Raw genomic sequence first — 11,935 nt, forward strand, 5'->3', positions numbered from 1 at the left:
CAACCTAAATTTAAATACATATGAGGCTATAAAAGTATGACTATATTAGATGGTAAAGCATTATCGAACAAAATTAAAGAAGAAGTAAAAGTTGAAGTTGAAGAACTTCAAAAAGAGAAACATGTAACTCCTGGTTTAGCTGTAATTTTAGTTGGAAACGATGCAGCAAGTGCTACTTATGTAGGTATGAAAGCAAAATCTTGTAAAAATGCAGGTATTTATTCAGTAGTTCACGAAATGCCAGATACAATTTCACAAGATGAAATATTAGATATTATTGATAGAATGAATGAAAATCCAAACCTTGATGGGATTTTAGTACAACTTCCTCTACCTTCACAAGTTGATACTACAACAATTCTTGAAGCAATTGATCCACAAAAAGATGTTGATGGTTTCCACCCATACAATGTAGGAAGAATGGTTTCAAACCTAGATGCATTTTTACCTGCAACTCCTTTTGGTGTTATGAGATTATTAGAAGAATATGATATTGATGTGGTTGGAAAAAATGTTTGTATTATAGGTGCATCAGATATTGTAGGTAAACCAATGGCAGCACTTATGATAAATGCAAAAGCAACAGTTGAAGTTTGCAATTCAAAAACAAAAGATTTGAAAGCCCATACTTTAAATGCAGATATCCTAATTGTAGCAGCAGGTCGTGTTAACCTTATAACAGAAGATATGGTAAAAGAAGATGCAATAGTAATTGACGTTGGAATAAACAGATTAGAAACAGGTAAATTAGTTGGTGATGTTGATTTTGAAGGATGTAAGGATAAATGTTCTTATATTACACCAGTTCCAGGTGGAGTAGGACCAATGACAATTGCAATGCTTCTAAAAAATACAGTTAAAGCAGCAAAACTAAGAGATAATAGAGAAAGTAAATAGATGTTAGGCAAATTTTACAAATGGTCTAGCTCTTGGACAGGAACAGTTGTAATTGTTCTAGCAATTATATTTTTCGTAGCTCAAGCTTTTGTAATTCCTAGTGGAAGTATGAAAAACACTTTACTAATTGGAGATATGCTTTTTGTGAAGAAATTTTCTTATGGAATTCCCGTTCCGCGAATTCCATGGCTTGAAGTTAAAGTTTTACCAGATTTTAATGATAATGGTCATCTAATAGAAGGTGATAAGCCTCAAAGGGGTGATATTGTTGTTTTTAGATATCCAGGAAACGAAGTTATTCATTATGTAAAAAGATGTGTAGCTGTAGGTGGAGATATTGTTTTATTAAGAAATAAACATCTATTACTTCACCCAAATGAAGGTAATGATTATGTAAAAGAAAACTACAAAGGTTACCAAACAGTTGAAGTTGATGGGAAACTATTTGTAGTAGATCCATACAGAAAAGATCACCCTGGAATTCATAATGACCCGTCTGTTACAAAAAATGGTTTAAACCCATATCAACTATTTGATATGATGCCAGTTCTTATTCCTGAAGGTGAGTTTTTCATGATGGGTGATAATAGAGATCACTCTAATGACTCTAGATTTTGGGGAACAGTTCCATATAAATTTATTGTAGGTAAGCCTTGGTTTATCTATTTTTCTTGGGATAAGAATAAAGAGATTAGATGGGATAGAGTTTTTAGAACACCAGAATCAATAGAGCAAGAAATTATGGGCAAAGAGATAGAAATAAATCATAAAGAGGGAATTTACTAATGAAATATTATATAGCAGCAGACCATGCAGGTATCGACATTAAAGCTTATGTAAAAGAGTTATTTGAAGCAAGAGGTCATGAGGTTGAAGATTTAGGTCCTTATTCAAAAGATAGAGTTGACTACCCAGATTTTGCAGCAAAAGTTTGTAAAGAAGTTTTAGCAAATGAAGGAACAAAAGGTATTTTAATTTGTGGTTCAGGGATTGGGATGAGTATGGCTGCAAATAAATTTGATGGTATTAGAGCAGCACTTTGTCACAATGAATATAGTGCAAAAATGGCCAGAGAACACAATGATGCAAATATAATTTGTATGGGAGAAAGAGTTTCTGGATATGGAATGGTTGAAGCAATAGTTGATGCTTGGTGTAATTCATCTTTTGAAGGTGGAAGACATGAAGGTAGAGTTGAAAAAATCAATAATCTATTTGGAAGCTGTAGAGTATAAAGAATAGAAAGTTTATCTTTCTATTCTCATTAAAACTCCATCTTCATTCTCATAAAAATCTTTTAATATTTTTACTTTTTTAAATTCGAACTTTTCATATAATTTTATAGCTTTTTGATTTGATAATCTAACTTCTAGTTGCATTGCTTTTTTGGGTATTTTTTCAAAACTATATTCTAAAAGCTTTTTTCCAAAACTATGTCCTTGAAACTTTGTTGAAACACATAGAGAATAAAGTCTAAAGTACTTACTTCTTTCTAACCAAAGTATATAACCTAAAATGGAATCGTCTTCTTCGATTTTGAATATTATATTGTTTTTTAAATGATAATAAAAACTACTTAATGAAAGCATCATAGTATCATTTTTGAAAACTTCATTTTCTAAAATAAAGAGTTTCTTTGCATCCTCTTTAATTGCTTTTTGTATTTTCATTTTTGATAGATTGTATATTTTGGAACAAGTTTATTTGGTCTATAAGACATTTTTACTTTTTTCAAGTTTTCAAATCCCATATCATCACCAACATTCACATACTCTATTGCGTATTTATCTTTTAATATTTTTGTAAATTCTCTAAAAATAAATTGTGCACATCCTAATATTTCAAAATCTGTTTTTTCAATAATTACACTTGCTGTTGTGTCATTGATTTTTTCACCAACAGTAAAACCTTTTATCTCATCATCTATATAAATTACAAGTCCAATTACATCTAGATTTTCATAATTATTAAACAACCTTTTTATTGCAAATCTTTCAAAATAGATACCATCAAGGAAAATTTCAACCTCCTCTTTTGGCATATATGTTGTTCTATCTTTAACCCATTTATTGAAAAGTTGAATAACAGCTTCACCATGTTTTGATTTTTCTAAAACTTCTATTCTATGATTTGGATAAATCTTTATAAACTTATTAATCTCATTTCTTTTTGATTTATATGAGTCACCTTTTAAATCAATTAAATTATTAGCTTTATAAATATAATCCACAAGCTTTTTTTCTATAAGGAAATCTTTTAACATCTCATATATTAAAGTGCCCTCCTCTAAATAATCAACAAACCCCTCTAATATATCTTCATGAACATACTCAATCTTTGAATAGTTTCTATTACTATTATGAACATTCATAATCTCAAAACATTTTAATATAGCCTCATATGTTTTTTCTTTTTTTCCTATTGGAGGTAAAAGCATTGTAAGTTCACCTGAATTTAAAATAAAAAGACAAAAAGTATCATTTACAATTGAATAAAAACCTGTTGCTGTTGAAAGCCAAATATAATTTCCAGCAAAAGTATAATCACTTAAATCTACACTAATCTCTTTTAAGTATTTATCCATTATCTCTTTTGCATTCAATTCAAAATGTTTTAATGTATAGTTGCCAATTGTTAGTATTGACATTTGAGTATTCCTTATATTAATTTTTGGAATTATACATCTAATTTTTCAATTTGCATCAAACTTTCAGTAAAAAATCCTAAGTACCAATTTATCATTATTATGGGATAATCTCTAAAACAAAAAAAGAGACAAAATGCATGAAGATTGGGTAGCATATACGGTAACACTTGTAGTTGTAGCATTTATGCTACTTGGTAAAAAACTTATGTTTTTTTCTGACGATAAAAAGAATTCAAAATGATAAATCCTAAAATTATAGACTATATATTTTCATCTGCATCAATTCAAAGATGGAATGATTATCCAAGAATGGTTGAACTTGTAGAACTAGATAAACAAGCTCATAAATTAATTATTGCATATTTTATTGCAAAATTTGAAAAAGATGTTGATTATAATCACCTAATTGAAGCTGCAATTTTTGAGTTTTTAAGACGTGTTGTTGTAACTGATATTAGACCTGATGTATTTAGAAATGCCTTACAAAAAAAAGCTAAAGAGATTAATTCTTGGGTTATAGCTAATTTAGAAAAATCTTTAAGTGAAATAAACGATGGTATTTTTTTACAAAAATTTGAAGAGTATTTAAATAATCCAAATATCTATAAGAAAGAAAGATTTATTTTAAAAGCAGCATCTTATCTTTCAACTAGATGGGAATTTTCAATAGTTTACCAAACTTCAACCTTTCTTTCAGATATTGAAGAGGTTAAAAAAAGTGTTGATGAAGAGATTGAAGATTATTATGAATTAATTGGTGTAAGAAAAATTGCACTTAATAAAAAACTTGCAAAGGTTGTTGATTTAAGTGGTAGATTAAGATTTCAGAAAAGATGGGCACAAACACCAAGAATCCCAGAAACTTCAGTTTTAGGGCATATGCTTACAGTTGCTATTTTTGCTTATTTTTATTCAATAAAAGTTAATGCTTGCCCAAAAAGAATTGAAAACAACTTTTTCACTTCTCTTTTTCATGATTTACCTGAAGCTTTAACAAGAGATATTATAACCCCTGTAAAATATTCAGTTGATGATTTATCAGATATTATTGCAGAATATGAAATCAAAAAAATACAAGATGAGATCTTGCCAAATATTCCAGAGTTTATCCACGATGAATTTTGTTATATTTTAGGGATGTATGAAGAATCAAAAGATGAGTTTGCAAATAGAATTTATCAGAATGGGAATATTACATTAGTAGATGATGTTTCAAAATATAATATGGATAAATTCAATGCAATTGATGGAGAAGCTTTAAAACAATGTGATAAATTATCTGCATTTGTGGAAGCATCCTTATCTATTTCCCATGGAATCAAATCAAAAGAATTAGTAAACGGTAAAAAGCAAATTATGAAAGGTCTAAAAGAAATAAATGGTATCAACTTTCATGCAATAGCAAAAAAAATTGATGAAGAGTTTTGTACCACTGGACAAACTCAAGTTCGAATGGATTTTGACTAAAAAGAGAAAAATCTCTTTTTAGTTTTTTAAAAAGTATATTTTAAATTTATATAAAAATATCTTCCCGGATCATTTAAAAGTTCAGTATCTCCAGCTCCAATATATTTAATATCATTATAAGTATTTGTTGATGTATATGTTTTATCTAATATATTATCAATTCCTAATGTTACATCAAAATCTCTACTTATACTATGATTATATTTAGTATTTAAAACTGCATAACCACCTAAATCTTGCTCACCAGCTGTTGAATCATAAGAACTCCAACCTTTTGAGGCAATTAATTGAGTTGTTAATACACTTGGTCCAAAATCATAACTTAATGATAAGTTTGCTTTTAATGGAGGTATTTCAGCTAAATCTTTATCTGCATAATTTCCATCTTTTTTACCCTTTAAATAAGATAAACCATAATCTAGTATCATATCTTCAGTTATTAAATAAAATCCAGAAACTTCTGCACCATAAATAGATGCGTCAATATTTTCAAATCCACTTGCATTATAAATATAATCTTCTAATTTTGAATAGAAAACTTTTGTTTTTATAAATAAATCACCAAAACTTTTTTCAAACCCTAAATCAATTTCATAGTTTTTTGTATCCTCAAGATTATTATTTGTTGCCCCATAATATAACTCTCTAGCATCTGGAACTCTTGAGGATTTACCTATACCTGCAAATATTTTTGTTTCATTATCTAAATTATAAACTGCGAAAACATTTCCATTTAAGGCATTATATTTTCTATTGGTTTTTGCACTATTTACATTATCAATATTAGTATCATCATATCTGATTCCAGCTTCTATATCTAATGCACCAAAGCTTTTTTCTAATGTTGTAAATAATGCTTTATTTTTAGTATCTGTAGAAGCTAAAGAAGTACTTGTTACAGTTGAAACACCTCCTGTTGTAGATAACATCTGCCCTTTCCAATTTCTTACACTAGTATCTAAACCGTAAGTTAAAACATAATCTGCAATATCCATTGAGTTTTTAATTCTAGAACCCCAAATTGACGAGTTCATATGATTAGTTACAACAGTTCCACCATTTGCTGCAACTCTAAAAGCAGTATCCATAGGGTGATCAACTTTTGAGTAATAATATTCAACATTTAATTCTTTTGAGTACCTTCCAAGATTTCTCTTTGTATAAGCAATAGTATAAATATCTGAATCATCATATGCAGCATCCATTGGAGTATTTGGATATAAGACATTGTCACTTCTATTTAGATTTAATGATAAATTAAATTCTGAACTATCATCAATATTAATTATAGCTTTTGTAAGTAATGTTTTTTTCTCATAAGCTTCTGCATCTTGATAAGAAGAAGAGTATAATTTACTACTTACCATTGGATTTGGACTAGATGCTATACCATTTGCAACTTGTTGCTCATAAAAGTCATTTCCATTTCCATCTTCATATTGATCAGATTTTTCCATTGAGGCTGATAATAATAACTTAATATAATCATTTCCACCACTTACAGTAAAAGAACCTTTTTTATATCCAAAACTTCCCATATTTAGATTTATATCTCCAGAAAAATCTTTTGTGGGATCTTTTGTCTCAACTTTTACTAAACCACTTAATGTTCCAAAATTTTCAACATCATATGGCCCTTCAATCACTGTAACTTTTTCAATATTATTTGTTAAAACATGAGAAGTAGCAGGATCCATCCTATTTGGACATGCTCCATATATCTTTGAATCATCAACTAATATATTAATATTATCTTTTTTTGCACCTCTTAAAATAATATCATTTGCAATACCACTTCTTCTAACAAGGGATATAGATGGAATATTTTTAACTAATGATTCAGCTAAATCAGCAGATTTGATCTCTTCTTTACTTACATCTTTTACAATTGTTGTATTGATTTTTTCCTCTGAAACTTTAATTTCATCAATATTTACCACATTTTCAGCAAAAAGTATGCTTATTGTTGAAAGTGAAAATATAATACTTTTTTTCATTTGTTTCCTTATTTTTATATTTTTATAATTTAATTTTGTATTATATTTTCACTTAGTTAATTTACTGTTAACTTTTAATTTCACTCTTTTTGAATACATATTTAATAAAGAGATTTTCACTCTCTTAAATAGATAAAATATTAGCTTTTCATTAAAGTTTTTTTTCTTCTTCTTTTCTAAAAAAAGTTTTTTTCTTTTTATGATATACTTCACAAAAAGGAGTTTTATGGCCAAGATTACCATTGATATTGATGATAATAACCTATCAACTGTTTTAAATATTTTAGAAAATTTAAAAACTGGTCTTATTAAAAATATTGACTTAAATAAAGATACAAATATTAAACCTGTTTCATCATCTATAAATAACAATGAAAATAAAAGATATATGTCACGGGATGTATACAAACAAAAATTTCAACAACAAAAAGTTTTAGAAGATGAATTTCTAGCAAAACCTACTTCAAGTAATAAATATTTGTCAAAAGAAGAATTCAAACAAAGACTAAAAGGAAAATAATATGCAATTTGTTTTAGTAATCCTAATAGCTATAGTATTAATGGCTTTTTTAATTTATAAAATGAATAATAAATTTGAAACAAAAGAGATAGCTATTTTAGTTTTAGTTATTATAGTAACTATAGTTGTGGCAAATTTTACAATAAAAAATCAAGAAGAAAAAGTTCCAAATCTTTTTATAACAAAATATGAATCTGAAAAGAATAGCCAAATAGAAAAGTTCACCTTTGAAAGATTAAATAACAAGACAGTTTCTTCAAACAGTGAATTTATTTACAACTTTGACTACATAGTAAAAAAAGATGGTAAAGAGTTTGTATGTAGTGCAAAAGGTGTGAAAATAAAGAAAATTCAAGATGAATATGTATTTGAAAACTTTAATACATTAAATGAAAAGTGTGATGAAAAGTAAGCAATATATAAAAGCAATAAATAAAACAATAAAGCAATTAAAAAAACTACCACTGGAGAAAATTGATGATGATAAAAAGTTATTAAAAAAAGCTTTTAATATAGCCTATAAAAATGGTTTATTCACTTTATACAATTATGAAAAAGAGCTTCAAGATAAACTAAAATTTAAGCTTTTTAGTAAAATCACTAAATATTCCTCTGCTCTAACTTTTTTAGGTATACAAATTCTTGCAGCAAATGCAATAATGAATAAAAATAACTTCAAAAGAAAAGAGCTATTTTTCAAAAAAAAATGTGGAATAGCGATAAACCATTTAAGGGCACCAAAAACCTATGTAAATGCAAAAAGATGTGAAGGTGGATATAAGTTAAATGGTGAATTAACTTGGGCAAGTGGTTATAAAATATTTAATAAACTTCTTATTGGTTTTCATTCTAATAATCAAGAGATTGAAGTTTTAGCTGATTTTAAAAAGACAGAGGGGTTTAAGATAAGTGAATCTCCTGAAGTTTTTGTTGGACAATCATTAAATACTGTTAATATAAAACTAGACAACTTTTTTGTGGAAGAAAAAAATATAGTCTCTTCTAATCCTATTGGAAATTATACAAGAAATAAATCTTTGTCTAAAACTGTTCATTTTGCAATTTATAGCTTAGCATTAGGGGTTTTAGATTATATTAAAGATAAAAACTTCAAAAAAGAACTGAAAAAGGATTTCAAAAAATTAAAATATGAAATACTATTGTGTAAAAATGGAGATTTATTAGATAAATTAAGAGTTGAACTTTTTAATCTAACTCAAAAGGCAATAACCTTGGGAATGATTCAAAAAGGTGGAAAAGCGATACTAAAAGATAAAACTTTACAAAGATATTATAGAGAACTTATAATGTTTAATGCCAATGGACTAAATCAAAAAATGAAAGATTTGTTTTTAGAAGATTTTTATAAAAGCAAATAGAACCTTTAAAAAGGTCTATTCGCAAAAGCTTTATGCTCCACCACCAATATCTGCATTGATTTCACCATGTGGTTCATCATGGGGAATAGACTCACAAAGTTCTTCAGCTTTGTGTAATGCTTCAATTACCTCTTCTATATTTTTGTATGGAATTTCAATTAATCCAGTAGTTTTTCCACTTTCAACTCTATCTATTCTAACTACAGGACTACTATGTTCACCATAGGGTTTTTCAATATGTGAAATATTGACTTTATCCTCTCTAAAGTGTTGTGCCAAGGTTACTGTCTTGACTTTTATAACTTCTTTACCCATAACAACTCCTTCAATAAATTCTTCATTATATCATAATTTAAGAACTCATAAAAGTTGCTTATAATTTAAATATTATTGAGGTTTAAAAGATTTTTTAGTTTTGCAAACGTGAGGGAATAGACATTTATCACATTCAGGACTTAAGGCTTTACAAGTATATCTTCCAAACAACACCATAGCTTGATGGAATATATGTAAATCATCTTTTAATTTTTTCACCAATTCTGATTCTGTTTTTTCAACTGTTTTTTCATATGAAAGTCCAAGTCTATGGGAAACTCTAAATACATGAGTATCAACTGCCATTAAATTTGCACCCTCAAATTCAATCATAAATACATTTGCAGTTTTGTTTCCAACCCCAGCAAGTTTAATTAACTCTTTTTGATTGTGAGGAATTTCACCATCATAATTTGCAATTACGCTTTGAGCCATTTTGATTATATTCTTTGACTTGTTATTAAAAAAAGAACAAGATTTAAGTAAATCTTTTACATCTTCAAGATTGGCATCTGCAAGTTCAAAAACACTTGGATATTTTTCAAAAAGTGCAGGTGTTATTATATTTACTCTTTTATCAGTACATTGAGCTGAAAGTATAATTGCAATTAATAACTCATAATCATTTTTATAATTTAGTTCTGTAACTGCATCTGAAAAGTTTTCTTGAAAAGCTTCTTTTATAATCTGAATCTCTTCTTTTGTAGCTTTTTTTAATCTTGGCAAATTAATCCTTTAGGCTTTTTTTATTTTCTCTATTTGGTCTCGTAATCTAATTGCTTCTTCGAAGTTTAAGTCTTTAGCAGCCTTTGACATAGCTTTATTTAATTCAATTAAAATTTTCTTTCGCTCAGAAGCTGGGATTTTATTCATTTTTTCCCTTTTCCATGCTACATCATCATACTCTTCCATTTTTAGATTTTCATCTAAAGCTCTGGTTGTTGTTGTTGGAGTTATTCCATGCTTCTTATTATGAGCTTCTTGTATAGCTCTTCTTTCATTTGTTAAATCAATTGCATATTGCATAGAATCTGTAATTTTTTTTGCAAATAAAATCACTCTACCATTTTGGTTTCTTGCAGCTCTACCCATTGTTTGGACTAAAGATGTTCGAGATCTTAAAAAACCTTCTTTATCTGCATCTAAAATAGCCACAAGTGAAGTTTCAGGAATATCAAGACCTTCCCTTAAAAGGTTGATCCCAACTAAAACATCAAACTCACCTTGTCTCAATTCCCTAATAATTTGATTTCTTTCAATTGCATCAATATCAGAGTGCATATATTTAATTTTCATCCCTAAATCTGAGTAATAAGAACTTAACTCCTCTGCCATTTTTTTTGTTAAAACAGTTACTAATACTCTCTCATTTTTTTCAATTACTTTTTTTATTTCATCATGTAATTTTTCTACTTGATATTCCGAGTCCATTATCTCAATAATTGGATCTAAAAGTCCAGTTGGTCGAATAATCTGACGAGCCACAACCTCACTTTTTTCTATCTCTAGATCTGCAGGAGTTGCACTAACAAATAAAAAGTTTGGAGCTTTTTTTATAAATTCATCAAATTTTAAAGGTCTATTATCAAGGGCACTTGGAAGTCTAAATCCATATTCAACTAAAACCTCTTTTCTACTTCTATCTGCTGCATGCATACCTCTAAATTGAGGTAAAGAAACATGTGATTCATCAACTATAAGCAAAAAATCTTTTCCTATCTGTTCAAAATAATTCATAAGAGAGTATGGAGTTTCACCTGGCTTTTGACCAGTTAAATGTCTTGCATAATTTTCAATCCCCTTACACATTCCAGTACCTTCAATCATTTCAAGGTCAAATTCAACCCTTTGTTTTAATCTTTGATACTCTACTCTTTTATCCTCTTTTTCAAAAAACTGAAGTCGTTCATCAAGTTCCTCTTCTATATTTTTAACTGCAGTTGCTAATCTATCATTTGAAACAACAAATGGATTTACTGAATAGATAATTGCCTCTTCTAACTCTTTTGTTTTTTCATTAGTTAAATACTCATGTTTAGTAATAGACTCCACCTCATCACCAAAAAACTCGACTCTAATATATTCATCTTCATAATAAGCAGGGAAGATATCAATAACATCCCCATTTACTCTAAAATCGGCTCTATCAAAAAAAGAATCATTTCTTTTATAACCCATCTCAACTAGTTTTAGTAAAAACTCCCTTTGAGAATATTCAAAGCCTACTTCTATTCTTTGAACCATTGCTTTATACTCTTCAGGATTACCTAAACCATAATTTGCAGATACAGAAGCAATAACAATAACATCATCAAAACTAAGAAGTGAAGCTGTTGCACTTAATCTTAATCTTTCAAGTTCAGCATTAATTGATGAATCTTTTTCAATAAATAAATCAGTTCTAGGAATATATGCTTCAGGTTGATAATAATCATAATAAGAGATAAAATATTCTACGTGATTGTTTGGAAAAAATGATTTAAATTCACTATATAACTGTGCAGCTAAAGTTTTATTGTGTGTCATGATAAGTGTTGGCATTTGGGTTTTTTCAATAACCTTAGCCATGGTATATGTTTTACCAGAACCTGTTACACCTTCAAGTGTTGTATATTTGTTTCCCTTTATGATTGAATCACTTATTTGCTTTATTGCAGTAGGTTGATCACCAGCAGGTTCGTATTGGGTTTTTACTTTAAATTTACTCATGACA

General features: G+C 28.1%; 13 protein-coding genes. 7 read left to right on the forward strand and 6 right to left on the reverse strand.

Annotated features, from left to right (window positions below):
- Positions 1-36: 36 nt before the first annotated feature.
- From folD to rpiB, 3 genes are read left to right on the forward strand one after another with little or no spacing between them, the layout of a single operon-like run.
- On the forward strand, positions 37-897 hold the full coding sequence (folD, locus tag AC2TY9_RS14585) for a bifunctional methylenetetrahydrofolate dehydrogenase/methenyltetrahydrofolate cyclohydrolase FolD (protein ID WP_489778249.1): 861 nt from the start codon (positions 37-39) through the stop codon (positions 895-897).
- Positions 898-1,683 carry a signal peptidase I gene (gene lepB / locus AC2TY9_RS14590; protein WP_489778250.1) on the forward strand — a complete coding sequence of 262 codons (786 nt, stop codon included), beginning with the start codon at positions 898-900 and terminating at the stop codon, positions 1,681-1,683.
- Positions 1,683-2,132: a ribose 5-phosphate isomerase B gene (rpiB, locus tag AC2TY9_RS14595; protein WP_489778251.1), complete on the forward strand. Its 450-nt coding sequence runs from the start codon at positions 1,683-1,685 to the stop codon at positions 2,130-2,132. Before lepB ends, rpiB begins: the two co-directional genes overlap by 1 nt.
- 12 nt (positions 2,133-2,144) lie before the next feature.
- Here rpiB and AC2TY9_RS14600 read toward each other — a convergent pair whose 3' ends face one another.
- Entirely contained in the window at positions 2,145-2,567 is a 423-nt protein-coding gene (locus AC2TY9_RS14600) for a GNAT family N-acetyltransferase (protein WP_489778252.1), read from the reverse strand.
- A complete protein-coding gene (locus AC2TY9_RS14605; RefSeq protein ID WP_489778253.1) occupies positions 2,564-3,544 on the reverse strand; it encodes a DUF2156 domain-containing protein in 981 nt (326 codons plus the stop codon). The genes AC2TY9_RS14600 and AC2TY9_RS14605 overlap by 4 nt, the downstream gene beginning before the upstream one ends.
- 237 nt (positions 3,545-3,781) lie before the next feature.
- Between AC2TY9_RS14605 and AC2TY9_RS14610 the strand changes: the two genes are divergently transcribed.
- Positions 3,782-5,011, forward strand: coding sequence for an HD domain-containing protein (locus AC2TY9_RS14610; protein WP_489778254.1), 1,230 nt, complete (start codon positions 3,782-3,784; stop codon positions 5,009-5,011).
- A 26-nt stretch (positions 5,012-5,037) separates the two neighbouring features.
- Here the strand turns inward: AC2TY9_RS14610 and AC2TY9_RS14615 are convergent, their stop codons facing one another.
- A complete protein-coding gene (locus AC2TY9_RS14615) occupies positions 5,038-7,008 on the reverse strand; it encodes a TonB-dependent receptor (RefSeq protein WP_489778255.1) in 1,971 nt (656 codons plus the stop codon).
- 226 nt (positions 7,009-7,234) lie between these two features.
- On the opposite strand from AC2TY9_RS14615, the gene AC2TY9_RS14620 reads away from it, so the two are divergent.
- Genes AC2TY9_RS14620 through AC2TY9_RS14630 form a run of 3 tightly spaced genes read left to right on the forward strand, consistent with a single transcriptional unit; the run spans position 7,235 to position 8,907 of the window.
- Positions 7,235-7,528: a hypothetical protein gene (locus AC2TY9_RS14620; RefSeq protein ID WP_489778256.1), complete on the forward strand. Its 294-nt coding sequence runs from the start codon at positions 7,235-7,237 to the stop codon at positions 7,526-7,528.
- Position 7,529: 1 nt separating this feature from the next.
- Positions 7,530-7,940 carry a hypothetical protein gene (locus AC2TY9_RS14625; RefSeq protein WP_489778257.1) on the forward strand — a complete coding sequence of 137 codons (411 nt, stop codon included), beginning with the start codon at positions 7,530-7,532 and terminating at the stop codon, positions 7,938-7,940.
- Positions 7,930-8,907 (forward strand): hypothetical protein, encoded by a 978-nt coding sequence (locus AC2TY9_RS14630; RefSeq protein WP_489778258.1) that lies wholly within the window; start codon positions 7,930-7,932, stop codon positions 8,905-8,907. The genes AC2TY9_RS14625 and AC2TY9_RS14630 overlap by 11 nt, the downstream gene beginning before the upstream one ends.
- A gap of 30 nt (positions 8,908-8,937) precedes the next feature.
- Here AC2TY9_RS14630 and AC2TY9_RS14635 read toward each other — a convergent pair whose 3' ends face one another.
- The 3 genes from AC2TY9_RS14635 to uvrB form a co-directional block, all read right to left on the reverse strand.
- Positions 8,938-9,222, reverse strand: coding sequence for a hypothetical protein (locus AC2TY9_RS14635; RefSeq protein ID WP_489778259.1), 285 nt, complete (start codon positions 9,220-9,222; stop codon positions 8,938-8,940).
- 72 nt (positions 9,223-9,294) lie between these two features.
- The gene (gene nth, locus AC2TY9_RS14640) at positions 9,295-9,948 is read right to left on the reverse strand and encodes an endonuclease III (protein ID WP_489778260.1); all 654 of its coding nucleotides are present in this window, start codon (positions 9,946-9,948) and stop codon (positions 9,295-9,297) included.
- Positions 9,949-9,957: 9 nt separating this feature from the next.
- Positions 9,958-11,931: an excinuclease ABC subunit UvrB gene (uvrB, locus tag AC2TY9_RS14645; protein WP_489778261.1), complete on the reverse strand. Its 1,974-nt coding sequence runs from the start codon at positions 11,929-11,931 to the stop codon at positions 9,958-9,960.
- Positions 11,932-11,935 lie beyond the last annotated feature (4 nt).

The organism is Arcobacter sp. ISO1, assembly GCF_058105185.1.

Bases quoted from the DNA above. Each gene is read 5' to 3' on its own strand.
- folD (WP_489778249.1), top strand. From the start codon at position 37: ATGACTATATTAGATGGTAAAGCATTATCGAACAAAATTAAAGAAGAA.
- lepB (WP_489778250.1), top strand. From the start codon at position 898: ATGTTAGGCAAATTTTACAAATGGTCTAGCTCTTGGACAGGAACAGTT.
- rpiB (WP_489778251.1), top strand. From the start codon at position 1,683: ATGAAATATTATATAGCAGCAGACCATGCAGGTATCGACATTAAAGCT.
- AC2TY9_RS14600 (WP_489778252.1), bottom strand. From the start codon at position 2,567: ATGAAAATACAAAAAGCAATTAAAGAGGATGCAAAGAAACTCTTTATT.
- AC2TY9_RS14605 (WP_489778253.1), bottom strand. From the start codon at position 3,544: ATGTCAATACTAACAATTGGCAACTATACATTAAAACATTTTGAATTG.
- AC2TY9_RS14610 (WP_489778254.1), top strand. From the start codon at position 3,782: ATGATAAATCCTAAAATTATAGACTATATATTTTCATCTGCATCAATT.
- AC2TY9_RS14615 (WP_489778255.1), bottom strand. From the start codon at position 7,008: ATGAAAAAAAGTATTATATTTTCACTTTCAACAATAAGCATACTTTTT.
- AC2TY9_RS14620 (WP_489778256.1), top strand. From the start codon at position 7,235: ATGGCCAAGATTACCATTGATATTGATGATAATAACCTATCAACTGTT.
- AC2TY9_RS14625 (WP_489778257.1), top strand. From the start codon at position 7,530: ATGCAATTTGTTTTAGTAATCCTAATAGCTATAGTATTAATGGCTTTT.
- AC2TY9_RS14630 (WP_489778258.1), top strand. From the start codon at position 7,930: ATGAAAAGTAAGCAATATATAAAAGCAATAAATAAAACAATAAAGCAA.
- AC2TY9_RS14635 (WP_489778259.1), bottom strand. From the start codon at position 9,222: ATGGGTAAAGAAGTTATAAAAGTCAAGACAGTAACCTTGGCACAACAC.
- uvrB (WP_489778261.1), bottom strand. From the start codon at position 11,931: ATGAGTAAATTTAAAGTAAAAACCCAATACGAACCTGCTGGTGATCAA.